Genomic DNA, 26,549 nt, shown 5'->3' with positions numbered 1-26,549 from the left:
TGATCGCGGGACAAGTCGGGGCGCCGAACCGCCGCTCACACCGGGATAGAGCGGCTGTCCGCGAACTTATAGAACCACGCTTGGCAGCCACAGCGAGATGGCAGGGATGTAGGTCACCGCCATCAGTACCAGGAACAGCGCCAGGTAGAACGGCAGCAGCGCCTTGACCGTCGACTCGATACTGACCTTGCCGATCGCCGAGCCGACGAACAGTACTGCCCCCACCGGCGGGGTGATCAGGCCGATACCGAGGTTGACCAGCATGATCATGCCGAAGTGCACAGGGTCCACGCCGATGCCGGTGATCACCGGCAGCAGGATCGGGGTGAGGATCAGAATCAGCGGCGCCATGTCCATCACCGTGCCCAGCAGCAGGAGCATGAAGTTGATGCACATCAGGATCACGTAGCGGTTGTCCGACAGGGTCAGGAATGCCGTGGTGATCTTCGACGGGATCTGCATCAGCGTCATCACATAGCCGAAACTGGCTGCGAAGCCGATCAGGATCATCACGATGGAGATGGTCCGCACCGTGCGATGCATCAGCTTGGGCAGGTCGCGCCACTTGTAGTCGCGGTAGATGAACATGGTCACGAAGAACGACCACACCACCGCCACGGCCGCCGACTCGGTGGCGGTGAACACGCCCGAGAGAATGCCGCCGAGGATGATCACCATGGCCATCAGGCCCCAAAGCGCTTCACCGGCGATCTTCAGCGCCTGGCGCATCGGGATCACTTCGCCCTTGGGGTAGTTGCGCTTCTTGGCGAACAACAGGCACAGGCCCATCATCACCGCGCTGAGCAGCAGGCCAGGCATCACTCCGGCCATGAACAGCGAGGCGATCGATACCGTGCCGCCTGCGGCCAGCGAATAGAGCACCGAGTTGTGGCTTGGTGGGGTGAGCAATGCCTGCACCGAGCCGCTGACGGTCACCGCCGTGGAGAATTCACGCGGATAGCCCTTGCGCTCCATCTCCGGGATCAGCACCGAACCGACCGAGGCCGTGTCGGCCACCGAGGAGCCGGAAATCGCGCCGAAGAAGGTCGAGGCCATGATGTTGACCAGCGACAGCCCGCCACGCACGAAGCCCACCAGCACCCCGGCGAAAGCCACCAGGCGCCGCGACATGCCGCCCTCGGCCATGATCGCACCGGCCAGCACGAAGAACGGAATGGCCAGCAGCGAGAACTTGTTAACCCCGCTCGCCACCTGGATCATCATCGCCTGCAGCGGAATGTCGATCCACCAGGCACCGATCAGTGCAGAGAGCCCCAGGGCATAAGCCACCGGCATGCCCAGCAGGATGAGCGCGATGAAACTGCCCAACAGAATGAACGCATCCATTTATGCCGCTCCTTCGCTTTCTTCCACCAGGTCGAAGCGCACCACCTTGCGGTTGCTCTGATCGCCCAGCACGAGTTTTTCCAGCACGAAGATCAAGGTCAGCACGCCGCCCACCGGGATCGGCGCATAGGTCATGCCCACCCGCACACCCGGCAGCGAGGCCAGAAACTGGTTCCACGTCGTGATGCACAGCTTGGTGCCGTACCAGGTCATGAACAGGCACACCACGATCATCAGCACCTGCACCAGCACGCCAACCAGCTGGCGCAGTGGCGCGGGCATGCGATCGGTGAGCATCGCCACCGCCATGTGCGCGCCGGCGCGGTAGCTGGCGGCGGCGCCGACGAAGGTGAACACCACCATCAGCAGGATCGCGACCGGCTCCGGCCAACTGGAGCCGGTGCCGAGTACGTAACGGGCGAAGATGCCCCAGGGAATGATCAGCGACATGGTCAGGATCGACAGGCCAGCGATCCAGATGCAGCTGCTGTAGAGCCTGTCGTTCAGGCGCAGGAAAAACGTTTTCATGGGCATCACCAAGGCGGCGGCACGGCGGGCACCGTGCTGCCGGGGTCGTCTGGAAGAAGTGGCTTACTCGACCGCGTCGATACGCTTCATCAGGTCGGCGTACTGCGCACCGTATTTTTCGCGTACCGGGGCGGTGGCGTCATAGAACGGCTTGGTGTCCACGGCGATGAACTCGACACCCGCGGCCTTGAGCTTCTGTTCGCTGGCGGCAGACTTGGCGTCCCACAGTTCGCGCTCTTCCATCTGAGCTTCACGTGCGACTTTCTTCACCAGCGCCTGCTGGTCGGCCGTGAGCTTGTTCCAGGTGGTCTTGGACATCACCACCGGCTCCGGCAGGATCAGGTGGTTGGTCAGGGTGAAGTACTTGGCGCTCTGGTAGTGGTTGTGCTCGAGCAGGGTCGGCGGGTTGTTTTCGGCGCCATCGATCACCCCGGTCTGCAGGGCGCTGAAGATCTCGCCGGTGTCCATGGCGATGCCGTTGCCGCCCATGGCGTTGATCATGTCGATGAACAGCGGGTTGCCCTGTACGCGGATCTTCATGCCCTTGAGGTCATCGATGCTGCGCACCGGCTTCTTGGTGTAGATGCTGCGTGAGCCGCCATCCATCCAGGCCAGGGCCACCAGGTTGAATTCGGAGTTGGTGATCTTGTCGAGGATCTCCTGGCCGATCTCGCCGTCGATGATCTTGCGCATGTGCGCCTGGTCGCGGAACACGAACGGCATGTTGAACACGTTCACATCCGGCACCACCGGGCCGACGATGCCCAGGCTCACGCGGGTCATCTGCACCGCGCCGATCTGCGCCTGCTCGATGACTTCCTTTTCCGAGCCGAGCACCCCGCCGGCGAACATCTTGAAGGTGATATCGCCATTGCTGGCCTGTTCGAGTTTCTTGCCCATGTTCTGCTCGGCGACCACGGTCGGGTAGCCGGCTGGGTGGATCTCGGCGAACTTGATGTCCAGTGCGCTGGCGGCACTGGACAGACCGAGGGCCAAGGGGAGGGCGGCAAGAAGCAACGTGCGTTTGAAGGTCATGATGAAACTCCGTGGTTTTTATTATCTGGTTTCGGTCGTGCAGGTGTTGGTGAGGTGGGCGCTCAGCCCTGCCAGGGTGTTTCCTCCAGGCCCTTGACGCCGGGGTTCAGGGCGAACACGCCGCCGGCCAGGGGCTGGTCGGCGAGGTCGATGCCGCCGGGGCGGATCGAGGTGACGAACAAGGTATCGAGGTGGGTGCCACCGAAGGCGCACATCGCCGGCTTCTTCACCGGCACGCGCAGCGAGCGGTCCAGGCGGCCGTGCGGGGTGAAGCGGTGGATCACGCCTTCGTCGTTGCCGCAGATCCAGTAGCAGCCGTCCTGATCGACAGCCGCGCCATCGGGGCGGCCGGGATGCTCGCGCATGTCGACGAACAGCTGCCGGTTATGGGGCGTGCCACTGTCGATGTCGTAGTCGAACGACCAGATCGCCTGCACCGTCGGGTGCGAATCGGACAGGTACATGCGCGTGCCGTCCGGGCTGAAGGCCAGGCCGTTGGGCACGATCATGCCCTCGAGTTGGCGGTGCAGACGCTGGCCGTCGTATCGGTACAGCGCGCCGACCTGGGCGCCCTGCTGCATGTCCATCAGCATGGTGCCGGCCCAGAAACGGCCCTGGCGGTCGCAGCGCCCGTCGTTGAAGCGCATCCCCTCGCGGGCGTGCTCGACGCTGGCCAGGCGGGTGCCGAGCAGGCGCCCATCCTCGGTCGGGTCGAGGGTGAACAGGCCGCTCTCCATCGCCCCGACCCAGCCCTGTGCGCCATGGGCGATGCAGGCCAGCATTTCATCGCCCTGCCAGACGTCGTGGTTGCCATCGGCCAGGCGCCAGCGGTGCAGTTGGCGGGCGGGAATATCGACCCAGTACAGGGCCCGCTCGCCGGCATGCCACACCGGGCTTTCCCCGGTGGCGTTGCGCGCGTCGACGATCAGTTCACAGTGCTGCATGGTGCTGCTCCTTGCACGCAGTGGCGGTCAGTCGAAGGGGCCGGCAGCGACGAAGGCGCCGCCCTGGTAGACCATGCTTGGATCGTCGGCGGGAGGCGCGGGCCTTGATTCGACGTCGGCGCGGAACACCTCCGAACTGTCCTTGGGCTGGTAGCCCAGGTGTTCGGCGTGGCGGTTGTCCCACCAGACGGTGCGGTTGTCGGAGGCGCCATAGACCACGGTGTGGCCGACGTCAGGGGTGCGCAGGCTGCGCTCGATGAGTTGCAGCAGGTCGTCGTAGCTCAGCCAGGTGCAGAGCATTCGTGGGTTCTGCGGTTGCGGGAAGGACGAGCCGATACGGATGCTGACGGTCTCGATGCCGTAGCGGTCGAAGTAAAAGCTGGCCAGGTCCTCGCCGTAGCTCTTGGACAAGCCGTAGTAGCCATCGGGGCGGCGAGGGGAGTGGGCATCGAGCCGCTCGTCCTGACGGTAGAAACCGATCACGTGGTTGGAACTGGCGAAGACGACGCGTTTTACCCCGTGCTTGCGCGCCGCTTCGTAGATGTGGAACACCCCGCAGATATTGGGGCCGAGGATATCCTCGAAACTGTGCTCGGTGGACACCCCGCCAAAATGCAGGATGGCATCGACGCCTTCGACCAGCGCGTGTACCGCAGCCTTGTCGGCCAGGTCGCAGGTGATCACTTCTTCATGCGGACCGGCAGCAGGTGCCATCGGGGCGATATCGGAAAGGCGCAGGACTTCGGCGCTGCCTTTGAGGCGTTCGCGAAGCACCTTGCCCAGGCCGCCTGCCGCTCCGGTGAGCAGCAGGCGTTTGAAGGGAGTAGTGGTCATGGCCAGCTCTTGTCGTTGATTGTTGTAGGTTGTCGTACGACATGGGTCGATTATCGACAGCGAATTCGCGGCTTGTCAATGCATGGATGGCATCGCTCTACAGGATCGACAGCGGATAGTTGAAGATCAGCCGGTTCTCGTCGAACTCGTTATTGCTGAAGCTGCGGCGGATATTGGAGTTGCGCCACTTCACGCTGAGATCCTTGAACGGCCCGCTCTGGATCACATAGGCCAGCTCCGATTCACGCACCCACTCCTTGCCATCGCTCACCGCACCGCTGTGCACATCGCGGCCGCTGATGTAGCGGTTCATCATGCTCAGGCCGGGGATGCCGACGGTGACGAAGTTGAAGTCGTGGCGCACCTGCCAGGAGCGTTCGTTGGCGTTGTCGAAGCTGGCGTTGTAGCTGTCGTTGGCCAGGGTGCCGCCGCTGGTGCCGTTGACCCGCATCCAGGTATCGCCGCTGACCTTCTGCAGGCCGACCCAGAAGGTATGGCCGGCATAGCGCGCCGAGAACATGCCCGAGTAGGTCTTGTTATCCAGCTTGCCGGCGCGTTCGGCGCCGTCGTCCTCGCCCTGGAAGTAGCCGAGGTTGGCGCCCAGGGTCCAGTCGCCCAGTGGCTGGCTGTGGCTCAGTTGCAGGTACTGCTGCTGGTAGACATCCTTGAGTTGGGCATTCCATAGCCCGACCAGGGTGCGCTTGTCGTTGAAGCTGTACTCGCCGCCGACGAAGTTGAAGCGGTCGGACACCCCACGGCCGAAACTCATGTCCTCCATGCTCGCATCGTTGCGCGGGCTGTTGCCGCGGAACTGCCCGCCGTAGAGCGTCAGACCGGCGATCTCGCTGGAGGTTACCTGACCCCCGCGGAAGGTCTGCGGCAGCGAGCGGCCATCGTCGGAGCGCAGGATCGGCAGTACCGGCATCCACTCGCCGATCTTCAGCTCGGTCTTGGAGATGCGCGCTTTACCTGCCACGGCCAGGCGTCCGAAATCGTCTGCGGGGCGGCCGTCGTCATGGCGTGGCAGCAGGGCCGTGCCATAAGTGCCGCCACCACCGTCAAGCTTGACCGACCACAACCCCAGCACATCCACGCCGAAGCCGATCGGCCCCTCGGTGAATCCCGAGCGGGCGTCGAGGATGAAGCTTTGGGTCCATTCCTCGGCCTTGCTTTGCGGGTTGCTCGGGTCGACGAAGTTGCGGTTGATGTAGAAGTTACGCAGGTTCAGGGTCGCCTTGGAATCTTCGATGAAGCCGGCGGCCAGTGCAGCGTCGGGCAGTGTCCCCAGGGCGGTGGCGCCGAACAGGGCGAAGGGCAGGGTCTGGCGGATTTTCATTATTGTTGTGCTCCCAGCAGTGAGGCAGCCGCCTGCCAGGCGCGCGCAAGCGACCGATGACAGGGGCGGTGGGGTTGATGGCCCGTCGTGGGCCAAGGTGCAGCGCGCGGATCGGGCGCTCAGGTACCCGTCGCTGCCAGCGATGTGGCGCGGCGGCGAATGTTGGAAAGAGGGGGAGGCGAATAGCGTGGGTAGGATGTCGACATGATGGGCTTCACTGGTTGTTGTTTTTGTTGTGTGTTGTCGTACAACTGTGGCGATTATTAACAACCGATGAAAATGCTGTCAACGCTTTTGCGCAAAGGAATCGATGGGCTATACCGAGTGTTTCGGAGGTTTTTTTGCCATATTGCAAAGGAAGGGCACTAGATCGGTTACGGCAAAGAGATCCTATAACTATGATTTGTCTTCCGCAGTCCCATTGCTTTTTCGCGGGTAAACACCTGCACCCCGGTACAAGCTGGCCCCATCCCTGTGGGCGGGTTTACCCGCGAAAAAGCACAATTGCCCTACTGCTGATCAATCCCTGTCATGGCGCCAACAGGAAGCCTGTCACCTCGGCATTGAGGGCGCCGCTGCATTCCTCCGGCAGCCAGTGCCCGCAGCCTTCCAGCACTTTGCCGGTCACATCGGTGCCGTAGCGGCGCATCTGCTCGGCCTGGAACTCACCCAGGCCACCGTTGCCGCCACCACCGATGGCCAACGCCGGAATGCTGATGCGGGTCTTGCTCAGTTGCTTGTTGTCGCGGGCATTCTGGTTGAGCACGCGGTAGTACTCGAACGCTGCGTTGAGGCTATGCGGCTTGGCGTACGACTTGGCATAGAGATCGAGCAACTGCGGTGTGAACACCGACGTATTGGTTGCGTGCTGCTTGATGAAATGCTCGAAGAACACCCGCTCCTTGCCAGCGATCAGCGTCTCGGCCAGGTTGGGCTCGGCGGCGAAGAAGCTGAAATGCCAGACCAGCGACTCACCCTGCGGCGTGAAGGCGGGGAACTGGTAGAGGCTGTCGTCGGGAATCGGCGCTTCCATGTAGATCACCCGACGGATGTTCGCCTGGTTTTGTACCAGCATGGGGAAGGTGTTCCAGATACCGATGTCGTGGGCCACCAGGTCGAACTTCTGGCCATTGCTCATCTGTGCGGCGAGCTTGTACAGCAGCGGCGCCACATCCGTTGCGCGATACGACGGCGGTGTCTGCGACTGGCCAAGGCCAGGCAGGTCTGGCGCGACAACGGTGAAGTGCCTGGCGAGTTCCGGCATCAGTTGGTGCCATTCGTACCAGGTCTGGCCGAAGCCGTGGACCAGGTACACCAAGGGCCCCGAGCCGCCCTTGACGTAGTGCAGCTTCACGCCATCGACGGTCTGGTAGTGGCTGGTGAAGCCTTTGGGAACGGGGAACTCGTCGGCGGCGTGGGCGCCGACGGCAAGCGTGGTGGCGGCAGTCAAGGCCAGGGAGCGCAGTAATTGGCGAAGCATGGTGATGAACCTCTGGGGTGGTTGGAAATCGTGGCTTGATCGTTCAGTGGCCGCTGGCCACGCTGGCGCCGGCAGCGCGCGCGCCGGGGCGAAACCCGTGTGAGCGGGCAGTCCAGGCAATGGCGAAGGCGATCAGCAGCAAGATGAGTACGGCAGGTGCGAAGGCGCGTGCGCCCCAGCCGTCGAGCAGCGCGCCGCCCAGCAGCCCGGCGCCGGCGATGGCGCCATTCCAGGCGACGACATTCATCGACAGCGCCACATCCGCGCCGTCGCCTGCGCTATCGGCAAGGGCGGTCTGCAGCAGCGTCGCGGCGCCGCCGAACGACACGCCCCACACCGCAATGCCGACGAGCACGGCGAGGGGCGCGCTCGACAGCCAGACGAACATCAGTGCGACCAGCGCAAATGCGCCAAGGCTGCCCAGCACGGCGCTGCGCAGGTGCCGATCGACCAGGCGCCCGGTGATGGCGATGCCGACAAGCGCCGCAACCCCGAACACCAGCAGCACCAGGTCGACGCGCTGGAGCAGGCCGGCTTGGGCGGCGAATGGCGCGACGTAGGTGTAGAGGATGTTGTGCGCCAGCATCCAGGTGATTACCGTGGCCAGGACCGGTCGTACGCCCGGCGTGCTCAGCACGCGACGCAGCGGGATGGCCTGGCGGTCGGTCTGGCCTGGGTAGTCCGGCACTTTCGCCAGCACCCAGACGATCAGCACCAGGGTGAGGGCCGACATGATGGCAAAGGCGCTGCGCCAACCCACCGCACTGCCGAGCCAGGTGCCCAGCGGCACGCCCAGCGAGAGCGCAATCGGCGTGCCGACCATGGCAATCGCCATGGCCTTGCCCTGCTGGTGTGGCAGAACCATCCGCCGGGCATAGCCCGCCAGCAGGCTCCAGGCCAACCCCGCCGAAGCTCCGGCAAAGAATCGGGCGACCAGCGTCAGCCAGATGTCGGGTGAAAGGGCGGTGAGCGAATTGAACACCAGGAAGCCGATGATCGTGGACAGCAGCACGCTGCGACGCTTCCAGCTTCGGGTCAGGATGGTCAGCGGGATGGCGGCGACCAGCGAGCCCACTGCATAGGCGGTGACGGTCTGCCCGGCCATTGCCGAGGTGATCGACAGGCCGTCGCTGATCTGTGGCAGCAGGCCTGCGGGCAGGGTTTCGGTGACGATGCAGATGAAGCCTGTCATCGCCAGGGCCAGCAAGGCGGAGACCGGCAAGGGCTCGGCTGTGTCGAGCGTGGTGGCGGTAGAAGAGGTCACGAGAGCTCCTGTGATCGCTGGTTAAATATATCGATCGATACATAAGTGAGGCAGCACCAACCCGACGGCATCAAGCCGTCCCGGATTTACATATCGATCGGTATATAAGTTAGGAGTGCTCGCGTGTCGTTGTCAATGACTTATGTATCGAATAGTATCTATGTCATTTGGAGGAGCAGTTGATGGCGCGGATGGGCAGACCCAGAACCTTCGACCGCGATAACGCGATCGACCAGGCCATGCACCTGTTCTGGGAGCACGGCTACGAATCCACATCGCTGGCGCAATTGAAGGCGGCGATTGGCCCGGGCATTTCCGCGCCCAGCTTCTACGCAGCCTTTGGTTCTAAAGAGGCGCTGTTCCAGGAATGTGCCCAGCGCTACCTGGCGACCTATGCGCAGGTCACCGAGTGCTTGTGGAACCTGGACCTGCCACCGCGTCAGGCGCTGGAGCAGGCATTGCGCCAATCCGCCCGCATGCAGTGCGAGGACGGTCACCCGAAGGGCTGCATGGTCGGCCTGGCAGTGATGAGCGCACCCTCTGCGGAACTGGCGCAGGTCACCGCACCCTTGAACCGTTCCCGGGCACGCACCCGCGCCGGTATCGCCGGCTGCATCAGCCGTGCGCTCGAAACGGGTGAGCTGCGCCAGGACGTTGATGCCCAGGGGCTCAGCGTGATGTTCGACAGCTTTCTGGTCGGGCTTTCGACCCTGGCGCGGGACAACATCGGCATCGAAGCGATGGAGCGTGCGATCACCCAGGTGATGCGGCTGTGGGACCTTTCCACGACGGGTGTGCAAAACACCGCGTCGTGATCATTCGAGCACTTGAACATCCAGTGCCTGGCACAGGGCACGTAACTTTGGGGTCAGGTTGCCTTCCCGGATCGGCTCGAGAGCGTCGTGCTGTTTGTAGTACTTGGCGTAGATGGCTTCAGTCACAGGTCTCTGCTCACCCTCGGCGTTGAGCTCGATATCCGAGAATTTCACCACGCCAACCGGATTGAATCCGGCCCGCTCGACCATCTGCTGCATGCCGCGGGTCTTCGTGGTGACGTAACCCCAGGCCATCGCGATGTCCAGCTTCGCTGCCAGCGCATCGATGGCGTAGCCTGCGAACAGCGTGGCGCCGGTGCCCCTGTGTTGCGGTGCACACGCACCGAACTTGTTGAACAGGGTGCGGTTGACCAGATTGATCTCCAGGCACATGACGCAGATCATCTCGCCCTCGTAGACCCCGACGTAGACGATGGTGTCTTTGTCAGCTTCGCCAGCGAGCGACACGTTCTGCAAGTAGTACTGCGGGTCGCTGAAGACCCGACCGATCCCCACGCCCACATCCGGGTGCCAGCGCCTGACCAATTGGCTCAGCCGCTCGACATCGCTGCGCGACAATTGACGGTAGCTGTATTGCGCCGGGGTGACAGTGTTCTCGGGCAGCTCGTGCAGGTCTGGCCAGATCCTTTCTTGCATGTGTTCACCTTGTCTTGGACAGAGAGATTGCGACAGCGCAAAAAGCCTACCTTCCAGATGGTAGGCTGGTCAATCCATAGCGAGGCTAACGCACAGGTGCGCTCAGCCTCGCGTCGGGAAAAACAATATGAAGCGGACGGTGCCCGGCTGTGGCTGCTCCACGCTAGCCGTTCCTCCGTGCAACTGCATGATCGCGGTGACGATCGCCAGCCCCAGCCCATTGGAGTCGGAACGCTCATGGCGCGAGGCATCGCCGCGGTAGAAACGGTCGAACAGCTTGCCCAAGGTGGCTTCGCCCAGCGTCGGGCCCTGGTTCTGCACCTCGATGCGCATACCGTTCTCGACGGCACGCACCTGCATCAGGACGGTGCTGCCCTCATCGGCATAGCGGATCGCGTTGGCCACCAGGTTGCTCAACGCCCGGCGCAGCAGCAGAGGGTCGGCCAGCACCGTACCGTTGCCCGAGGTCTGCATCGACAGTTGCCGCTCTTCGGCGAGCCCTTCGAAATACCCCGCCACGCGCTGCAGTTCATCGTGCAGCGACAGCTGCTGGCGCTCCAGCACGGCCTGCGCTTCGTCGGCGCGGGCGAGGAACAGGATGCTCTCGACCATCCGCGAGATACGCTCCAGCTCCTCGAGGTTGGATGCCAGCAGGGCCTGGTATTCATCTTCACTGCGTGATTGGCGCAAGGCCACCTGGCAATGCCCCATCAGCGAGCCCACGGGGGTGCGAATCTCGTGGGCAAGGTCGGCGGAGAACTGGTTCAGGCGCTGGTAGCCGGCGGCGAGGCGGTCGAGCATGGCGTTGTACGCGTGGCTCAGGCGCAGCAGTTCGACCGGCGTGTCGTCGCTGTCCATGCGGCTGTCCAGCCGCTGCGGGGTGATCCTTGCCGCGTGCGCGGCCATCTTGCGCAACGGGCGCAGGCCACGGTACAGCGACAGGTAGCCCAGCAGTGCCGTCAACAGGAACGCCAGGCCTGCGGCCAGGTAGATGCGCTGGCGGAAGGCTTCGAGCATGGCCATTTCCTTGGTCATGATGTGCGCCGCCGTAAGCCTTACCTCACGACCGCCGGAGATCGTCATCACGCTGGCTGCACGCAACGGCACGCCAGCGGCGGTGGTGCCGTCGCGCAGGTCCTTCACCTTCAACGGCGTGTCGGGGCCCACCTCGTCCAGTTGCGGCAACACGGCCTTCAGCGGATTGACCTTGATCAGCGGTGCCTGCCCGGGCTCTTCGATGATGAAGATGTCCTCTTCATTGTTGAGCATGTTCTCCAGGATCTGCGGGTTGACCCGCAACCGGTCCAGCTCCAGGTCATAGCGCAGCAGCTTGCGAAAATGATCCAGGCGCCCGAGCACCGAGTAGTCGGTGCTCTTCATCACCGAGACGCGCATCGAGTCGTACAGGTACAGGCCGGCCCCGGCCACTACCAGCATTGCCACCAGCGAAAACGCCAGGGTCGAGCGCAGGGTCAGGGACGGGGCGCGTCGTCGGCGCATGGCCGTACCTCGCAGACATAGCCGATGCCGCGCACGGTATGGATCAGCTTCAGCGGATAGGGCAGGTCGATCTTGTTGCGCAGCCGCTTCACCGCCACGTCGACCACATTGGTGTCGCTGTCGAAATTCATGTCCCAAACCTCCGAGGCGATCTGCGCCCGCGACAGCACATCGCCTTCGCGGCGCAGGAACAGGTGCAGCAGGGCGAATTCCTTGTTGGTCAGCGCGATCACCTGCTGCTGGCGCGTGACCCGTCGGCGGATCAGGTCCAGTTCCAGGTCGGCGAGGTGGAAATGATCGGCCTCGCGCACCACGCCCCGGCGCAGGATGGTGCGGATGCGCAGCAGCAGTTCGGTGAAGGAGAACGGCTTGACCAGGTAGTCGTCGGCGCCGAGCTCCAGGCCACGGATGCGGTCCTGCAACTGGTCGCGCGCAGTGAGAAACAGCACCGGCACGTCCTGCCTTGCGCGCAGCAGCTCGATGATCTGGAAGCCGTCGATGCCTGGCAGCATCACATCCAGCACGATCAGGTCGTAGGGCGTCTCCAGCGCCTGGTGCAGGCCATCGGCGCCGTGCTGGGTCCAGTCGACGTTGAAGCCGGATTCGCCGAGGCCCTTTTTCAGGTACTCGCCGGTCTTGGTGTCGTCTTCGATCAACAGGATATGCATGGGGGCAGGGCTCGGGCCTCGGGTGGCGGGCAGGCGAAGAGGCAGTGTAACCAGCACGGCAAGCTGCTGTCGGTTACATTTCTGTCATTTGGCGGTGCCGAGGACGAATGACAGAAATGTAATCGGCCGGTCATTCTGAGGTCCCGAGGCGACACCAAAGATAGCGGCACTTCAAACCGCTGAGGATGTGTCGCAATGAAGACCAAGACTGCCCTGTCCACCGCGTTCGGCCTGTTGATGGCCGGCGCCACCGTGCTTGCCAGCGCCGCCGACATGCCTGTGATCAAGCCACTGCGTGGCGTGATTGAAGATGTCAGCAGCACCGCCCTGACTTTCAAGACCCGCACCGGCGCGCAGCAGACCATCGGCCTGACCGACAAGACCGGCGTAGTCCGTGCCTCCAAGGCCGACCTCGCCTCGATCAAGACCGACAGCTTTGTCGGTTCTGCCGCCATTCCCCAGGCCAACGGCACCCTCAAGGCCCTGGAAGTGACCGTCTTCGACGCCAGGCTCAAGGGCAGCGGCGAAGGCCATTACGGCTGGGAGAACGCCGACGGCAGCACCGGCACCATGACCAACGGCACCGTGGGCAAGCTCTCCAGCGCCAATGGCCGCACGCTGACCGTCAACTACAAGGGCGGTGAGAAACAGCTGGTGGTGCCGGATGACGTGCCGATCGCCTTCGTCGAGCCAGGCAGCGCTGCCGAGCTGGTCAAGGGCGCCAAGGTCGTGGTGTTCCCGGCTGAAGACGGCAAGAACGCACGCGGCATCGCCGTCGGCAAGGACGGCTTCCAGCCGCCGATGTAACCACCTCGGCCGCCCAGAGGCAGCGCCACGACCGCTGTCGCTGGGCGGCTGCCGTGGCCTTCGCGAAGGGGGCAGTATGAAGAATACCCGTATTCATTCCTGGCCGATCCGCCTGATGCACTGGCTCAATGCCCTGTGCATGGTGTGCATGTTCATGAGCGGCTGGGCGATCTACAACGCCTCGCCGCTGTTCGGTTTCAGGTTTCCCGCCGAACTGACCGTCGGCGGCTGGCTCGGCGGCTCGCTCGCCTGGCATTTCGCATTCATGTGGCTGCTGGCGATCAACGGCCTGGCCTATGTGCTCCATGGCCTGCTCAGCCGGCACTTCCAGCGCGACCTGCTACCGGTTTCGCCCCGTGCCGTGGCGCGTGACATGAGCGCTGCGTTGCGCCTGAAGCTGGTACACGAAAAGGGCGTCTACAACGCGGTGCAGCGCCTGATGTACTGGTTGGTGCTGGCGGCCGGTGTGCTGATCGTGCTGTCGGGGCTGGCGATCTGGAAGCCGATCCAGCTCCAGCAATTGACCGCCTTGTTCGGCGGCTACGATGCCGCGCGCTACGTTCACTTCGCCGCGATGGCGGCCATCGGCGCCTTCGTCGTGGTGCATCTGGTGCTGGTGTTGCTGGTGCCCAAGACCCTGTTGCCGATGATCACTGGCGGCACGCGGCCGATTCGAATAGGAGACCGCCAAACATGAGCGCTTCGAAAAAAGGCCCGCGCATCCAGCTCGAGCCTGGCCAACGCCTGCAACTGGAGAACATCCAGCGTCGTAACTTCCTGCGTGGCGGGCTCACGGTCGGCGCGATGGCGATGCTCAGTGGCTGCAATCTGCAGGATGGCGATCAGGTCGACCGTGTGCTGTGGGCCATGTCGCGCTGGAACGATCGGGTCCAGGCCTGGCTGTTCAGCGGCCAGCGGCTCGCCCCGACGTTCAGCAAGGCGCAGATGACCCAGCCTTTCCCTTTCAACGCCTATTACGGACAGGACGACATTCCCGAAGTGGACCTGTCCGACTACGCCCTGAGCGTCTCGGGCCGTGTGCGCGACAAGTCGCCCTGGACCCTCGACGGCCTGCGCAAGCTGCCCCAGCGCACCGACATCACCCGGCTGGTCTGCGTGGAGGGCTGGAGCGCGATCGGGCAGTGGGGCGGCGTGCCGCTGCGCATCTTCCTCGAACATATCGGGGCAGACACCACGGCCAAGTACGTCGGCTTCAAATGTGCCGATCGCTATTACTCCAGCCTGGACATGGCCACGGCGCTGCATCCCCACCCTGCTGGCGCTGGATTATGGTGAAGTCGCACTGCCGCCGGAGTATGGCTATCCGCTGCGGCTGCGGGTGCCGACCAAGCTGGGGTTCAAGAACCCCAAGCACATCGTCGAGATCTACGTCAGCAACGATAATCCTGGCGGGTATTGGGAAGATCAGGGGTACAACTGGTTCAGCGGGATCTGATCCAGGCCTCGATGCTGGTCCGCCCGCAGCATCTCGATGTAGCGTTGCACCGCCGGCGCCTTTTCGAAGCGGCGATGCAGCAGGGCCAGGCATGAGCGCGGTTGGCAATCTTCGATCGGGCGGTAGTTGACCTGCGGCAGGCTGACCCGGCGCACCATCGACTCCGGCACCACCGCGATGCCCTGGCCCAGCGACACCAGGGCGACCACCGCCACCAGGCTGCCGGGCTGCGGCCCCAGGTGCGGGGTGAAGCCGCCCTGTGCGGCTACCGCCAAGGTGCCGGAGATCTGCTCGGGCAGGATGAAGGTTTCCCCGGCCAGCCGTGCGGCGTTGATCTGCGGCAGTTCGTTGAGGCGTGAGCTGGAGGGCAGGGCGAGGACGAAGCCTTCCTCCAGCAGCGTGATGGCGTTCAGTTCTTCTGGCAGCTCCATGGGCATTCGTACATAGGCGAGGTCAAGCAGCCCGTCACGAACCAGCTCGGGCGAGGCCATCATGCCGACCTCGCGAATATTGAGCTGGACGCCGGGGCAGGATTGACTGAAGTGCGTCACCTGCTGCTGCAAAAGCCCCGAGTACGCCGCAGAAGCCACATAACCCAGCTCGATACGCCCCACATCACCCCGCCCGGCCCGCTGCGCGCCAAGTTGCGCAGCATCGAACTGGCGCACCGCCTGCAACGCCTCGACCCGCAGCGCTTCACCCGCCGCGGTGAGACGCACGGCCCGCTGGCTGCGCTGGAACAGACGCACACCCAGTTCGTTCTCCATGTCCTGGATCTGCCGGCTCAGCGTTGGCGGAGCGATGCCCAACTGCTCTGCGGCACGGGTGAAGTGACCGTGCTGGGCAACGCTCAGGAAGTAGCGGAAATGGCGGATCTCCATGGGTGCTTGTCGGCTCCGGGACGCGTAAGGGTGCTGTCACGCTACAAGGCCGTTGGTCCGGGTGCCAAGTGCCTAGGTAAAAAAACGGCGTGAAATTCGCACTTCACGCCGTGGCCGTACAGGGCGCGGCCCAATCACTTCGAACGGCTCAGCCACGGGTACTCGTTGTGCGCATGCTCTGCGTCAACCCCGCGCCTGTGCCGCTTCGAAGCATCCCGATGCACACCAGCGACAGTGCGATCGCCAGTCGACGGACAGCCGATACTACGGTCTTTATCAAAGATCTGGATGGGGTGTTCATGATGTGTCCTGGCCAATGTATTGATGACCATTCAATGCTACGGCTGGCGATCATTGTGATTCGTGAGTAATTGATGTTTACTGATCATATTTCGTGATGAGTTGAGATCCCCATGTCTTCGCATCCTTCGTCGTCGGCACTTGCGCTGGATATCGTGCTGTTGCGTACCTTCCTTTCGGTGGTCGACCTGCGCGGCTTCGCCGCTGCGGCCGATCGTCTGGCGCTGACGCCGTCAGCGGTCAGCGGCCACATCAAGCGCCTGGAGGAGAGCCTGGGGACGCGCCTGTTGCAGCGCACCACCCGCCAGCTGGACATGACGCCAGCCGGAGAGACGCTCTACACCTACGCCCGCAATATCCTCGACCTGGAGCAGGAGGTGCGGGCGCGCCTGCGAGGTGAGTCGTCCGCCGGGCGTTTGGTGATCGGTGCTTCCGAAGACTTCGCCGGCACCTGGCTTGCGCAGGTGCTGCAGGTGTTTCGCCGGGGGCATCCGGGCATCGCCATCGAGCTGCGGGTGGGCATCACTACCGAACTGCTGCGCCAACAGGCGGAGGGTGAACTGGATGTGGTGTTCGGCAAGCGCTGCGCACGCATCGAAGACGACAGTGAACTGCTGTGGGAAGAGCCTCTGGTGTGGGCCTTCGCCGAACACACCGCCTTGCCGTCCGATGAGCCTGTGCCGCTGTCGGTGTTTCCCGAGCCATGCGTGTACCGCGAGTCGGCGATCAATGCCCTGGCGGCGGCGGATATCGACTGGCGCTTGGCGTTCGAGAGCCGCAGCATGGCCGGTTGCCTGGCTGCGGCGCAGGCAGGCTTCGCCGTCAGCCCCGTGGCGCAGAGCCAGTTGCGCCACGGGCTGCGTGCGGTGGACGAAAGCGAAGGTTTGCCGCCGCTGGCGACGGCACGTTTCCACGCCTTCACCGGCAAGCCCACGCCGATGACCCGCGCCCTGGTCGATGCCGTGCGCGAGGTGGGGCGCAGGCGCCGTTTTGCCAGCGACTGACGCGCATCATCGCCGGGCGTCGTGTTGCGTGCAGAGGGAGGTATCAGCACGCCCCCGGCGATGCCGGGGGGAGATGTCTTATTGGAATGGGGGAGGAGCGGGTAGGTAGTCAGCGAGTCGATCAGGCGTCTTGCAGGGCATCGCGATAGGCGAACAACCCAGGTGTTCCGCCGGTCATGACGAACAGCAGGTTGTCGCCGCGCACATAGCGGTCGCTCTGCAGGTCGGCGATCAGGCCGGCGAATGCCTTGCCGGAATACACCGGGTCCAGCAGCAGGCCTTGATGGCGGGCCATCAGGCGCAGGGCATTGAGCATCTCGGGAGTCGGTAACCCATAGCCTTTGCCAAGGTAATTGCCATCCACCTCGATGTCGTGCGCTTCGATGTCGGCTGGCAGGCCGAGCAGGGTTTGGACATGGTGTGACAAATCCAAGGTCTGGCGTTGTGCAGTGCTCGCGTCCGGAAGTACCGCGTAGGATTTCACCAGGTTGGCGCCACGTCCGAGGGCGGCGAATCCTGCACTGAGGCCGGCATGGGTGCCGGAGCTTCCGTTGGCCGTGAGCACCCGCGTGAACTTCAGGGCCAGGGCCTGCTCCTGCTCGGCGATTTCCTGTGCGGCCCTGACATACCCCAGGCAGCCCAGGGCGGTAGAGCCGCCGGTAGGGATCACCTTGACCTTGTGGCCCGCCTTCTCCAACTGCGCTGCCCGCAGTTCGGCCGAATGCAGCGCGCTGATCCCGTCGGGGCTGATATGCACCTTGGCGCCAAAGAGCTCGTCCAGCAGCACGTTGCCGCTTTGCTCGTATTCTTCACCCTCCTTGGCGACTGCCCGCGACAACACCAGTTCGCAGGGCAGGCCCAGTGATGCGCAGGCCGCCGCGGTCAACCTCGCGTGGTTGGACTGCAGGCCTCCGACGGTGATGACATGCTCGATGCCGTCATGCAGGGCTGCGCCCAGCAGAAACTCGAGTTTCCTCAGCTTGTTGCCACCGCCACCGAGCGCCATGAAGTCGTCCCGCTTGGCGAACAGACGGATACCACGCACCTCGAGCCCCAAGATCTGTTCTAGCGCGACGAGGCGTTGAATGGGCGTGGCCTGTTCAATCAAGCACGTGCGTGGGAACTGTTCGAGCTGTGAGATGAGCGTCCTCATGATGAAGCACCGTGGTTGTGAGTTGACGACGACACGTTATTGGAAAATTATTTGTTAATAAATAAAGGTTTTGTTCAATTAATTTTAACTGAGAGTTAAATATGGATCGTCTGCGCGCAATGGAAGTCTTCGTCACCGTGGTGGAGCAAGGCAGCTTCAGCGCGGCTGCCGAGCACCTGCGGCTGTCGACCGTGATGGTCAGCAAATACATCCGGGGGTTGGAAGAAGCGCTGCAGGTGGAGTTGATCCAGCGCAGTACCCGGCGCATGCGTGTCACCGAGGCGGGAAGGGTGTTCCATGAAGAGTCTCGCCAGGCGCTGGAGCAGGTGCGCCGGGCCTACGAGCAAGTCGAGAGCTTGCAGAAGGCACCCAGCGGCCTGCTGCGAATCAGTGCACCGATGACCTTGGGCTCGGCGCTGGTGGCGCCGATCGTGGCGCAGTTTCTGCGTGAGCATCCGCAGATGCGCGTCGATCTGGTCCTGAGCAACAGTGTAGTCGACCTCATGGCCGAGGGTTTCGACCTGGCGTTTCGTATCGGCGAGCTGGGAGATGTCGATCTGGTCGCCAAGCCGCTGCGCCCCTATCGCATGGTGATCTGTGCGGCCCCGGCCTATCTGGACGAACAGGGTTGGCCCACGGTGCCGGCCGATCTCGGCAAGCACCGCTTGCTTGTCCATTCCAGTTGGACCCATCGCTTTAGCTGGCCGCTGCAGGACGCCGGGCGTGAATACTCCTGGCCGGAACACTGGACGCTCAAGAGCAACGACGGCCAGGTGCTGCGCCTGGCTGCGATCAGTGGCAACGGCATCCTCATGCAGCCGGAATTCCTGGTCGCCGATGACCTGCGCGAGGGGCGGTTGGTCTCGTTGCTCGAACCCTTCCTGCCGGCGACTCGGCCGGTCAATCTGGTCTACCTGCGCCAGCGCAGCGCGTTGTCCAAACTCGACGCCTTCGTGCGTTTCGTGATGCAGCGCGCGGGCTAGCTGTAGTTGGCTTTGAACGTTCCATTGTCGGCGCTGTGGTAGTTGACTGAAGCGTCGCCATAGAAGTAGGGAGTTTCTCGCTTTCCTCAAGGAGGTAGACGCCAACGTACCAGAGGACATGCCTGTTAATCTGGTAATGGACAACTACGCGACACACGAGACCGACAAGGTGAAAGCGTGGTTGGCAGCGTATCCGTGCTGCTCAGAATGACACCGGGTTGGCCGAGGTTCGCGGTACTTCCGAGCCCAGATAAATCCGTTCCTACAGGGGGACCGCGAACTTTCAGGCATCTGCGAAATGCTGCAAGCTCAGCTAAACCCCATGCATTCGCAAAGCCCGCTGGGCGCATTCCATCCAGCTCATCCTTCGCTTCGCTGCCACGCCAGTCTCATCTCCAGCCAGCATCACCGGCATATCCCGCATCCTCAGGCGAGCAGCAGGCGTGGTGAGCGTGCGAACGCTTGTCTCGATAGGCATTTCCTTTATCTCTACGTGATTGCCAGTTTTCTTAGGACTGGGTACGTTGGGATCACATAGATGAACGTCGGGCGGTTCAGGCTCAGCTGTTCGGACAGCGACTCCAGATTCGGGCTCCATCGGGGGCGAAAGCCGTTGTGCACCGAAGAACTGAAAGCTTTGCAATACAGCCGGATAGGTAGAAACGCACGCACTCGCTTGTCCTGAATAGCGACTTTTGCTACCCTGCCGCCAGACATTGCGCCATGAGGCGCTCTGCGTAAGCGTTAACGTCAACCAACGCAATCTTGGGGTTAATCCGCCCCTCGTCTATGCGTGGTAAAAATGACGTCTTCTACAGGGGCCATTCGAGCCCATAATTCAGTAATCACCTCCGCCCTACTGTGTGGGATCTTATTGATCGCAGCTAATCTGCGTGCGCCTATTACTGCCTTGGGACCGGTACTTTCCGAACTCCAGCAGTTCTTTTTACTAACCCCTAGCGCACTTGGGCTATTGAACGCATTGCCATTGTTGATTTTTGCATGTGCTTCTCCGATGGCATCATGGCTGACCAAATACATAAGCTTTGAAAGAGCACTTTTTGGTGGTCTTGTCGCGGTTACCGTTGGCTGCCTGCTGCGCTCAAGTGGTTTTTATTTCGGCCTTTGGGGCGGAACCATATTGATCAGCTGTGGCATCGCAGTAGGGAATGTACTTGTGGTGCCATTGATTAAACGTGACTTCCCATCGCACGTTGCTCTCTGCGTAGGGCTTTATGCTGCTACTATGGCTGTTATTGCAGCATTATCCAGTGGCTTGGCTGCTCCTCTCTCTGCTCTCACCCAATATAAATGGAAGCTATCGCTAGGTATTTGGTTTGTGGTTGCATTTCTGGCAGCGGTTGTTTGGTGGCCGCAGTTAAAGAATGAGCACTACGCCAATAAGCATGCTGACGCTCAAAAAAAACCATCTATTTGGCGAAGCGGTGTCGCTTGGCAGGTATCCATGTTCATGGCGCTGCACACTATGGTTTTTTACACTGTTATCGACTGGTTCCCGGAAATGGTAAAAGGTGTGGGTATTGACTCCACCGAGGCGGGAGCTTACCTCTTTGCGTATCAAGCTATCGCTGTTGCGGCGAACCTTTCAACATCGTTTCTGATCAAGCAGATGAAAGACCAAAAGTTGTTGGGTTTTTCATGTTCCTTGGCAATTGTAATTGGTGTGGCTGGGCTGTTGTTGAAGCCTGCCTTGGCCGTAGTGTGGCTGCTGATAGCTGGGATTGGTGCAGGCATGTCTATGGTTACCTGCCTGACATTGTTCAGCCTGCGTGCGCGTGATCACCATCAGGCAAGTGCGCTTTCTGGTATGGGGCAGTGCGTTGGCTACGGATTGGGGGCAGTTGGTCCTCTCTTGGCAGGATGGATGCATGATATCAGTGGTAGCTGGAAAGCTCCGCTCATCTCACTGGCCATAGCTGGTTGTGTTCAAATGTTCTTCGCTGTGATGGCGGGAAGATCTCGATTTGTAAGCTAATAAACACCAAACCTGGCGCAGGGAGTGTGATTAATCTTTCCCTGCGCCAATCAGTTTTGTAATTGCGCGCACAAAAATACGAGAGAGATTACTTGATGAGCTTGGCACCTGATCGTTTTGCTTTCATCAAAGCCAATTGGCATGCAGATATTGTCAGCCAAGCATTGAGCGGCTTCTGTGAAGTTATTCCTGCAGAAAATGTAGATGTATTTGAAGTGCCTGGCGCTTTCGAGCTGCCTATAGTGGCTAAGGAGCTTGCTCTTAGTGGACTATATAGAGGTATTGCTGCAGCCGCTCTAGTAGTCGACGGCGGGATTTATCGCCATGAATTTGTAGCCCAGGCTGTGGTCGGCGGCTTAATGCATGTCGGGCTTGAGACTGGCGTTCCGGTGTTTTCGATTTCGCTTACGCCCCACCATTATCAGAATTCAGATTATCACCGTTCGATCTTCTCGGCGCATTTTGTTGAAAAGGGGCGGGAAGCGGCGCAGGCCGCGATTCAATTTCTAGCTACGAAGAGCATGCTGCCAAAGAAGATGTGTCGAGAGTAGCTTCTAGGGAGTCGTGTACTGATGAGTGCTTCTTGATGAGGCGTACTTCAGCCGCACTCCTTGGCAAAGTACGCGGCGGCCTTCTTTAAGATGTCTCGCTCTTCCGTCACGCGCTTGAGTTCAGCGCGTAGCTTGCGCAGTTCGGCCTGCTGATCATCGTCTTGCTGACGCTGCTCTTGGGGCTTGCTGTAGACCTTGATCCAGGCGTAAAGGCTGTGCACGGACATGCCCAGGCGCTGGGCGACATCGGCGACAGGATTGCCTTTTTCGATCACTTGCTTGACCGCTTCGATCTTGAATTCTTCGGGGTAACGCTGACGACTCATGGCACCTCCTATTTGGGCCTCATTATGAGGCTTGGAGGTGTCTACGAAACCAGGGGCGATTCAATGTCTGGTCGCTCAGGAAGTATTGCAATCGCTATCGCATGCAGGCTGTCATACTGAACCTAGCGCCTACCCGATGATGATTGACATTCGCGATATGGGAGCGGCAGGTGTTGCTTAGTGAGGTGCGAATGAAAAGCCATCTCAGCTTTCACTGAGATGGCTTTGGTTTTGAAGGCTTGATGGGTTCAACTTATCTGAAAAAAGTTCAGTCGGGCGTGAAAACCTACGCACCAAGCGATCAATCCCAGCTCAACGCCCCACCAGTCTGATACTCGATCACGCGCGTCTCGAAGAAGTTCTTTTCTTTCTTCAAGTCCATGATCTCGCTCATCCAAGGGAACGGGTTGGTCGTCCCTGGATACTCTTCTTTCAGACCAATCTGGGTCAGGCGACGGTTGGCGATGAACTTGAGGTAATCCTCCATCATCGCCGCGTTCATCCCCAGCACGCCGCGAGGCATGGTGTCGCGGGCGTATTCGATCTCCAGCTGGGTCCCTTGCAGGATCATCTGGGTCGCTTCTTCCTTCATCGCCGCATCCCACAGGTGCGGGTTCTCGATCTTGATCTGGTTGATCACGTCGATACCGAAGTTCAGGTGCATCGACTCGTCGCGCAGGATGTACTGGAACTGCTCGGCGACGCCGGTCATCTTGTTGCGGCGGCCCATCGACAGGATCTGGGTGAAGCCGCAGTAGAAGAAGATGCCTTCCAGTACGCAGTAGTAGGCGATCAGGTTGCGCAGCAGCTCTTTGTCGGTTTCGACGGTGCCGGTGTTGAACTCCGGATCCGAGATGGCGCGGGTGTACTTGAGGCCCCAGGCGGCTTTCTTCGCGACCGACGGGATCTCGTGGTACATGTTGAAGATCTCGCCTTCATCCATGCCCAGCGACTCGATGCAGTACTGGTAGGCGTGGGTGTGGATCGCCTCTTCGAAGGCCTGGCGCAGGATGTACTGGCGGCACTCGGGGTTGGTGATCAGGCGGTACACGGCCAGGGCCAGGTTGTTGGCAACCAGCGAGTCGGCGGTGGAGAAGAAGCCGAGGTTGCGCATCACGATGCGGCGCTCGTCTTCGGTCAGGCCGTCCATGCTCTTCCACAGGGCGATGTCGGCGGTCATGTTGACCTCTTGCGGCATCCAGTGGTTGGCGCAGCCGTCGAGGTACTTCTGCCAGGCCCAGTCGTACTTGAAAGGCACGAGCTGGTTGAGGTCGGCGCGGCAGTTGATCATGCGCTTCTCGTCGACCGCGACGCGGGCCGAGGAGCCTTCGAGCTCGGCCAGGCCTTCGGCGACGTCGAGGGCGTCGAGGGCAGCCTTGGCGCGCTTGACCGCGTCGGAGTCGGTCGCGGTGGCGGCGCGGGCTTCCAGGGCGGCGGCACCGCCGGCGCTGTCGAGCTTGTCGAGGGTGGCGCTGGCATTGGCCTGCGCAGGGGTGTTGCCTTTGGCGGCGACTTCGCCGTCTTCCTTATCGAATTCGTCCCAGCTCAGCATGGTGAGGTTCTCCTGCTTGAGGGCCATCTATGGAGTATGGCCGGTGGATCTTGGTTGCGGTGCGGTGCACGCAAATCGGAAGCGCCCTTTAAGGGCTGGCCGCTGCACTGGGCGGCGGCTTTTTATGTCTGTCTGCAGGAGAGGTGGTGGCCTCTTCGCGGGCAAGCCCGCTCCTGCAGGGTGCTGTGCCGTGGCACAGAAAGTTGAGGCTTCCCGGGGGAAGCCTCAGCCAAGCCTTACTGGCAGGCTTCGCAATCCGGCTCGTCGATGGCGCAGGCCTTCGGTACCGGGGCTGGGCCTGCGGCCTGGACCGGGGCGCTGTCGCCGCCGCTGGAAACGGCGTTGAGCTTGCCGGTGTTGATGGTCGACTTCTCGGTGCTGGTCGCGGCCAGGGCACGGAGGTAGTAGGTGGTCTTCAGACCACGGTACCAGGCCATGCGGTAGGTGACGTCCAGCTTCTTGCCCGAAGCGCCGGCGATGTACAGGTTCAGCGACTGGGCCTGGTCGATCCACTTCTGGCGACGCGAGGCGGCATCGACGATCCACTTGGTGTCGACTTCGAACGCGGTGGCGTACAGGTCCTTCAGCTCTTGCGGGATACGCTCGATCTGCTGCACCGAACCGTCGTAGTACTTCAGGTCGTTGATCATGACCGAGTCCCACAGGCCACGGGCCTTCAGGTCGCGGACCAGGTACGGGTTGATCACGGTGAACTCGCCCGACAGGTTCGATTTGACGTACAGGTTCTGGTACGTCGGCTCGATCGACTGCGACACGCCGGTGATGTTGGCGATGGTTGCGGTCGGCGCGATGGCCATGATGTTCGAGTTGCGGATGCCTTTCTGTACGCGCTCGCGGACCGGAGCCCAGTCCAGCGACTCTTCCAGGTTGACGTCGATGTACTTGGCGCCACGGGCCTCGATCAGGATCTGTTGCGAGTCCAGCGGCAGGATGCCCTTGGACCACAGCGAACCCTGGAAGGTCTCGTAGGAGCCGCGCTCATCGGCCAGGTCGCACGAGGCCTGGATGGCGTAGTAGCTGACCGCTTCCATCGACTTGTCGGCGAACTCGACGGCAGCGTCCGAGCCGTACGGGATGTGCTGCAGGTACAGCGCGTCCTGGAAGCCCATGATCCCCAGGCCGACCGGGCGGTGCTTGAAGTTCGAGTTCTGTGCCTGCGGCACCGAGTAGTAGTTGATGTCGATCACGTTGTCGAGCATGCGCACGGCGGTCTTGACGGTACGCGCCAGTTTCGCGGTGTCCAGCTTGCCATCGACGATGTGGTTCGGCAGGTTGATCGAACCCAGGTTGCACACGGCGATTTCATCGGCGTTGGTGTTCAGGGTAATCTCGGTGCACAGGTTCGAGCTGTGGACCACGCCCACGTGCTGCTGCGGCGAACGCAGGTTGCACGGGTCCTTGAAGGTCAGCCATGGGTGGCCGGTCTCGAACAGCATCGACAGCATCTTGCGCCACAGGTCTTTGGCCTGGATGGTCTTGAACACCTTGATCTTGTTGTACTCGGTCAGGGCTTCGTAGTACTCGTAGCGCTCTTCGAAGGCCTTGCCGGTCAGGTCGTGCAGATCAGGAACTTCGCTTGGCGAGAACAGGGTCCACTTGCCGTCGTCGAAGACGCGCTTCATGAACAGGTCCGGGATCCAGTTGGCGGTGTTCATGTCGTGGGTACGGCGACGGTCGTCACCGGTGTTCTTGCGCAGCTCGAGGAATTCCTCGATGTCCAGGTGCCAGGTTTCCAGGTAGGCGCAGACCGCGCCCTTGCGCTTGCCGCCCTGGTTGACCGCAACGGCGGTGTCGTTGACCACTTTCAGGAACGGCACGACGCCTTGCGACTTGCCGTTGGTGCCCTTGATGTACGAGCCCAGGGCGCGTACCGGGGTCCAGTCGTTGCCCAGGCCGCCAGCGAATTTGGACAGCATGGCGTTGTCGTGGATGGCCTTGTAGATGCCCGACAGGTCGTCCGGAACGGTGGTCAGGTAGCAGCTGGACAACTGCGGACGCAGGGTGCCGGCGTTGAACAGGGTCGGGGTCGAGGCCATGTAGTCGAACGACGACAACAGGTTGTAGAACTCGATCGCACGGGCTTCGCGGTCTTTCTCCTGCAGCGCCAGGCCCATGGCGACGCGCATGAAGAACACCTGCGGCAGCTCGAAGCGCACGCCATCCTTGTGGATGAAGTAGCGGTCGTAGAGGGTCTGCAGGCCCAGGTAGGTGAACTGCTGGTCACGCTCGTGATTGATGGCCTTGCCCAGGCGCTCCAGGTCGTAGCCCTTCAGTGCGGGGTCGAGCAGCTCGAACTCGACGCCTTTCTCGACGTAGGCCGGCAGGGCCTTGGCGTACAGCTCGGCCATTTCGTGGTGGGTGGCGCTGTCGGCCACGCCCAGGAAGCCCAGGCCTTCGGCGCGCAGGGTGTCCATCAGCAGGCGGGCGGTGACGAACGAGTAGTTCGGCTCGCGCTCGACCAGGGTACGGGCGGTCATCACCAGGGCGGTGTTGACGTCCTTGATGGCCACGCCGTCGTAGAGGTTCTTCAGGGTGTCGCGCTGGATCAGGTCGCCATCGACTTCGGCCAGGCCTTCGCAGGCTTCGCTGATGATGGTGTTCAGGCGCGCCATGTCCAGCGGCGCCAGGCTGCCGTCGGCCAGGGTGATGCGGATGCTTGGGTGCGGCTCGACCACGGCGTCGGTGTGGGCGCGGGTGGCGCGCTCTTTTGCGCGCTGGTCGCGGTAGATCACGTAGTCACGGGCGACTTTCTGCTCGCCGGCGCGCATCAGGGCCAGTTCGACCTGGTCCTGGATTTCTTCGATGTGGATGGTGCCACCCGATGGCATGCGGCGCTTGAACGTGGCAGTGACCTGCTCGGTCAGGCGCGCGACGGTATCGTGGATGCGCGACGAGGCGGCGGCGGTGCCACCTTCAACTGCAAGGAACGCCTTGGTGATGGCAACGGTGATCTTGTCGTCGGTGTAGGGGACGACAGTGCCGTTGCGCTTGATCACACGCAGTTGGCCCGGAGCGGTCGCAGCCAGATCCTGGTTCGAATCAGCGGCCTGCGGCGCCTTGGCCTGCGGGTTCTCGCGAGTTGTGTCGGTTTGCATGGGTGTCTCCACAGTT

The 26,549-nt window shown here is 62.0% G+C and carries 22 protein-coding genes and 3 pseudogenes; 9 read left to right on the top strand and 16 right to left on the bottom strand.

Going from position 1 to position 26,549, the window contains the following annotated elements:
- Positions 1–66: 66 nt before the first annotated feature.
- The 8 genes from APH44_RS12155 to APH44_RS12120 all read right to left on the bottom strand — a co-directional run bounded on the left by APH44_RS12155 (position 67) and on the right by APH44_RS12120 (position 8,768).
- Positions 67–1,347 (bottom strand): TRAP transporter large permease, encoded by a 1,281-nt coding sequence (locus APH44_RS12155; protein ID WP_054892941.1) that lies wholly within the window; start codon positions 1,345–1,347, stop codon positions 67–69.
- Complete coding sequence (locus APH44_RS12150; RefSeq protein ID WP_054892940.1) at positions 1,348–1,875, bottom strand: TRAP transporter small permease; 528 nt, start codon at positions 1,873–1,875, stop codon at positions 1,348–1,350.
- A gap of 63 nt (positions 1,876–1,938) precedes the next feature.
- Positions 1,939–2,910: a TRAP transporter substrate-binding protein gene (locus APH44_RS12145; protein ID WP_054892939.1), complete on the bottom strand. Its 972-nt coding sequence runs from the start codon at positions 2,908–2,910 to the stop codon at positions 1,939–1,941.
- Between the two features lie 62 nt (positions 2,911–2,972).
- Positions 2,973–3,854, bottom strand: a complete 882-nt coding sequence (locus APH44_RS12140) for an SMP-30/gluconolactonase/LRE family protein (RefSeq protein ID WP_054892938.1) — start codon at positions 3,852–3,854, stop codon at positions 2,973–2,975.
- 27 nt (positions 3,855–3,881) lie between these two features.
- Positions 3,882–4,688 (bottom strand): NAD(P)-dependent oxidoreductase, encoded by an 807-nt coding sequence (locus APH44_RS12135; protein ID WP_054892937.1) that lies wholly within the window; start codon positions 4,686–4,688, stop codon positions 3,882–3,884.
- 97 nt (positions 4,689–4,785) lie between these two features.
- Positions 4,786–6,024, bottom strand: a complete 1,239-nt coding sequence (locus tag APH44_RS12130; RefSeq protein ID WP_054892936.1) for an OprD family porin — start codon at positions 6,022–6,024, stop codon at positions 4,786–4,788.
- 529 nt (positions 6,025–6,553) lie between these two features.
- The gene (locus APH44_RS12125) at positions 6,554–7,504 is read right to left on the bottom strand and encodes an alpha/beta fold hydrolase (protein WP_054892935.1); all 951 of its coding nucleotides are present in this window, start codon (positions 7,502–7,504) and stop codon (positions 6,554–6,556) included.
- Positions 7,505–7,547: 43 nt separating this feature from the next.
- Positions 7,548–8,768 (bottom strand): MFS transporter, encoded by a 1,221-nt coding sequence (locus APH44_RS12120; protein ID WP_054892934.1) that lies wholly within the window; start codon positions 8,766–8,768, stop codon positions 7,548–7,550.
- A 182-nt stretch (positions 8,769–8,950) separates the two neighbouring features.
- Between APH44_RS12120 and APH44_RS12115 the strand changes: the two genes are divergently transcribed.
- Positions 8,951–9,583, top strand: coding sequence for a TetR/AcrR family transcriptional regulator (locus APH44_RS12115; protein ID WP_054892933.1), 633 nt, complete (start codon positions 8,951–8,953; stop codon positions 9,581–9,583).
- On the opposite strand, the gene APH44_RS12110 is transcribed toward APH44_RS12115, so the two are convergent.
- The 3 genes from APH44_RS12110 to APH44_RS12100 form a co-directional block, all read right to left on the bottom strand.
- Positions 9,584–10,240, bottom strand: a complete 657-nt coding sequence (locus tag APH44_RS12110) for a hypothetical protein (RefSeq protein WP_054892932.1) — start codon at positions 10,238–10,240, stop codon at positions 9,584–9,586. It abuts the gene before it with no gap.
- A gap of 102 nt (positions 10,241–10,342) precedes the next feature.
- Positions 10,343–11,740: a heavy metal sensor histidine kinase gene (locus APH44_RS12105; RefSeq protein ID WP_054892931.1), complete on the bottom strand. Its 1,398-nt coding sequence runs from the start codon at positions 11,738–11,740 to the stop codon at positions 10,343–10,345.
- Positions 11,713–12,408 (bottom strand): heavy metal response regulator transcription factor, encoded by a 696-nt coding sequence (locus tag APH44_RS12100; RefSeq protein WP_054892930.1) that lies wholly within the window; start codon positions 12,406–12,408, stop codon positions 11,713–11,715. The genes APH44_RS12105 and APH44_RS12100 overlap by 28 nt, the downstream gene beginning before the upstream one ends.
- A gap of 195 nt (positions 12,409–12,603) precedes the next feature.
- On the opposite strand from APH44_RS12100, the gene APH44_RS12095 reads away from it, so the two are divergent.
- The 3 genes and pseudogenes from APH44_RS12095 to APH44_RS12085 all read left to right on the top strand — a co-directional run bounded on the left by APH44_RS12095 (position 12,604) and on the right by APH44_RS12085 (position 14,671).
- Positions 12,604–13,215, top strand: coding sequence for a hypothetical protein (locus tag APH44_RS12095; protein ID WP_054892929.1), 612 nt, complete (start codon positions 12,604–12,606; stop codon positions 13,213–13,215).
- A gap of 76 nt (positions 13,216–13,291) precedes the next feature.
- Complete coding sequence (locus tag APH44_RS12090) at positions 13,292–13,912, top strand: cytochrome b/b6 domain-containing protein (protein WP_054892928.1); 621 nt, start codon at positions 13,292–13,294, stop codon at positions 13,910–13,912.
- Positions 13,909–14,671, top strand: a pseudogene (locus APH44_RS12085) (molybdopterin-dependent oxidoreductase). The gene APH44_RS12090 and the pseudogene APH44_RS12085 overlap by 4 nt, the downstream one beginning before the upstream one ends.
- Here APH44_RS12085 and APH44_RS12080 read toward each other — a convergent pair.
- Positions 14,641–15,552 carry a LysR family transcriptional regulator gene (locus APH44_RS12080; protein ID WP_054892927.1) on the bottom strand — a complete coding sequence of 304 codons (912 nt, stop codon included), beginning with the start codon at positions 15,550–15,552 and terminating at the stop codon, positions 14,641–14,643. The pseudogene APH44_RS12085 and the gene APH44_RS12080 sit on opposite strands and share 31 nt — an antisense overlap.
- Before the next feature lie 413 nt (positions 15,553–15,965).
- Between APH44_RS12080 and APH44_RS12075 the strand changes: the two genes are divergently transcribed.
- Positions 15,966–16,856: a LysR substrate-binding domain-containing protein gene (locus APH44_RS12075; protein ID WP_054892926.1), complete on the top strand. Its 891-nt coding sequence runs from the start codon at positions 15,966–15,968 to the stop codon at positions 16,854–16,856.
- 121 nt (positions 16,857–16,977) lie between these two features.
- Here the strand turns inward: APH44_RS12075 and APH44_RS12070 are convergent, their stop codons facing one another.
- A complete protein-coding gene (locus APH44_RS12070) occupies positions 16,978–18,009 on the bottom strand; it encodes a D-cysteine desulfhydrase family protein (protein WP_054892925.1) in 1,032 nt (343 codons plus the stop codon).
- A gap of 101 nt (positions 18,010–18,110) precedes the next feature.
- Between APH44_RS12070 and APH44_RS12065 the strand changes: the two genes are divergently transcribed.
- The 4 genes and pseudogenes from APH44_RS12065 to APH44_RS12055 all read left to right on the top strand — a co-directional run bounded on the left by APH44_RS12065 (position 18,111) and on the right by APH44_RS12055 (position 21,539).
- Positions 18,111–18,992: a LysR substrate-binding domain-containing protein gene (locus APH44_RS12065; protein WP_054892924.1), complete on the top strand. Its 882-nt coding sequence runs from the start codon at positions 18,111–18,113 to the stop codon at positions 18,990–18,992.
- Between the two features lie 46 nt (positions 18,993–19,038).
- Positions 19,039–19,188 (top strand): annotated as a pseudogene (locus tag APH44_RS29725) (IS630 family transposase); the annotation flags it as partial.
- Between the two features lie 606 nt (positions 19,189–19,794).
- Positions 19,795–20,988, top strand: a complete 1,194-nt coding sequence (locus APH44_RS12060; RefSeq protein WP_054892923.1) for an MFS transporter — start codon at positions 19,795–19,797, stop codon at positions 20,986–20,988.
- A gap of 95 nt (positions 20,989–21,083) precedes the next feature.
- On the top strand, positions 21,084–21,539 hold the full coding sequence (locus APH44_RS12055; protein ID WP_054892922.1) for a 6,7-dimethyl-8-ribityllumazine synthase: 456 nt from the start codon (positions 21,084–21,086) through the stop codon (positions 21,537–21,539).
- Positions 21,540–21,578: 39 nt separating this feature from the next.
- Here the strand turns inward: APH44_RS12055 and APH44_RS30370 are convergent.
- The 3 genes and pseudogenes from APH44_RS30370 to APH44_RS12040 form a co-directional block, all read right to left on the bottom strand.
- Positions 21,579–21,865, bottom strand: a pseudogene (locus APH44_RS30370) (transposase); the annotation flags it as partial.
- A gap of 301 nt (positions 21,866–22,166) precedes the next feature.
- Positions 22,167–23,417 carry a ribonucleotide-diphosphate reductase subunit beta gene (locus tag APH44_RS12045; protein WP_054892954.1) on the bottom strand — a complete coding sequence of 417 codons (1,251 nt, stop codon included), beginning with the start codon at positions 23,415–23,417 and terminating at the stop codon, positions 22,167–22,169.
- A 236-nt stretch (positions 23,418–23,653) separates the two neighbouring features.
- Positions 23,654–26,533, bottom strand: coding sequence for a ribonucleoside-diphosphate reductase subunit alpha (locus tag APH44_RS12040; RefSeq protein ID WP_054892920.1), 2,880 nt, complete (start codon positions 26,531–26,533; stop codon positions 23,654–23,656).
- Positions 26,534–26,549: the final 16 nt, after the last annotated feature.

This window comes from Pseudomonas sp. NBRC 111143 (assembly GCF_001320965.1).
GTDB lineage: Bacteria > Pseudomonadota > Gammaproteobacteria > Pseudomonadales > Pseudomonadaceae > Aquipseudomonas > Aquipseudomonas machongensis.
The sequence above is the reverse complement of the archived record's forward strand: the minus strand, read 5'-3'. Positions and strand labels throughout refer to the sequence as shown.

What these genes read in the sequence shown, in the direction of transcription:
- APH44_RS12080 (WP_054892927.1), bottom strand. Translation starts at nt 15,552, where the DNA reads ATGGAGATCCGCCATTTCCGCTACTTCCTGAGCGTTGCCCAGCACGGT.
- APH44_RS12060 (WP_054892923.1), top strand. Translation starts at nt 19,795, where the DNA reads ATGACGTCTTCTACAGGGGCCATTCGAGCCCATAATTCAGTAATCACC.
- APH44_RS12115 (WP_054892933.1), top strand. Translation starts at nt 8,951, where the DNA reads ATGGCGCGGATGGGCAGACCCAGAACCTTCGACCGCGATAACGCGATC.
- APH44_RS12135 (WP_054892937.1), bottom strand. Translation starts at nt 4,688, where the DNA reads ATGACCACTACTCCCTTCAAACGCCTGCTGCTCACCGGAGCGGCAGGC.
- APH44_RS12065 (WP_054892924.1), top strand. Translation starts at nt 18,111, where the DNA reads ATGGATCGTCTGCGCGCAATGGAAGTCTTCGTCACCGTGGTGGAGCAA.
- APH44_RS12155 (WP_054892941.1), bottom strand. Translation starts at nt 1,347, where the DNA reads ATGGATGCGTTCATTCTGTTGGGCAGTTTCATCGCGCTCATCCTGCTG.
- APH44_RS12095 (WP_054892929.1), top strand. Translation starts at nt 12,604, where the DNA reads ATGAAGACCAAGACTGCCCTGTCCACCGCGTTCGGCCTGTTGATGGCC.
- APH44_RS12145 (WP_054892939.1), bottom strand. Translation starts at nt 2,910, where the DNA reads ATGACCTTCAAACGCACGTTGCTTCTTGCCGCCCTCCCCTTGGCCCTC.
- APH44_RS12040 (WP_054892920.1), bottom strand. Translation starts at nt 26,533, where the DNA reads ATGCAAACCGACACAACTCGCGAGAACCCGCAGGCCAAGGCGCCGCAG.
- APH44_RS12110 (WP_054892932.1), bottom strand. Translation starts at nt 10,240, where the DNA reads ATGCAAGAAAGGATCTGGCCAGACCTGCACGAGCTGCCCGAGAACACT.
- APH44_RS12125 (WP_054892935.1), bottom strand. Translation starts at nt 7,504, where the DNA reads ATGCTTCGCCAATTACTGCGCTCCCTGGCCTTGACTGCCGCCACCACG.
- APH44_RS12105 (WP_054892931.1), bottom strand. Translation starts at nt 11,740, where the DNA reads ATGCGCCGACGACGCGCCCCGTCCCTGACCCTGCGCTCGACCCTGGCG.
- APH44_RS12150 (WP_054892940.1), bottom strand. Translation starts at nt 1,875, where the DNA reads ATGAAAACGTTTTTCCTGCGCCTGAACGACAGGCTCTACAGCAGCTGC.
- APH44_RS12090 (WP_054892928.1), top strand. Translation starts at nt 13,292, where the DNA reads ATGAAGAATACCCGTATTCATTCCTGGCCGATCCGCCTGATGCACTGG.
- APH44_RS12045 (WP_054892954.1), bottom strand. Translation starts at nt 23,417, where the DNA reads ATGCTGAGCTGGGACGAATTCGATAAGGAAGACGGCGAAGTCGCCGCC.
- APH44_RS12130 (WP_054892936.1), bottom strand. Translation starts at nt 6,024, where the DNA reads ATGAAAATCCGCCAGACCCTGCCCTTCGCCCTGTTCGGCGCCACCGCC.
- APH44_RS12055 (WP_054892922.1), top strand. Translation starts at nt 21,084, where the DNA reads ATGAGCTTGGCACCTGATCGTTTTGCTTTCATCAAAGCCAATTGGCAT.
- APH44_RS12075 (WP_054892926.1), top strand. Translation starts at nt 15,966, where the DNA reads ATGTCTTCGCATCCTTCGTCGTCGGCACTTGCGCTGGATATCGTGCTG.
- APH44_RS12140 (WP_054892938.1), bottom strand. Translation starts at nt 3,854, where the DNA reads ATGCAGCACTGTGAACTGATCGTCGACGCGCGCAACGCCACCGGGGAA.
- APH44_RS12100 (WP_054892930.1), bottom strand. Translation starts at nt 12,408, where the DNA reads ATGCATATCCTGTTGATCGAAGACGACACCAAGACCGGCGAGTACCTG.
- APH44_RS12070 (WP_054892925.1), bottom strand. Translation starts at nt 18,009, where the DNA reads ATGAGGACGCTCATCTCACAGCTCGAACAGTTCCCACGCACGTGCTTG.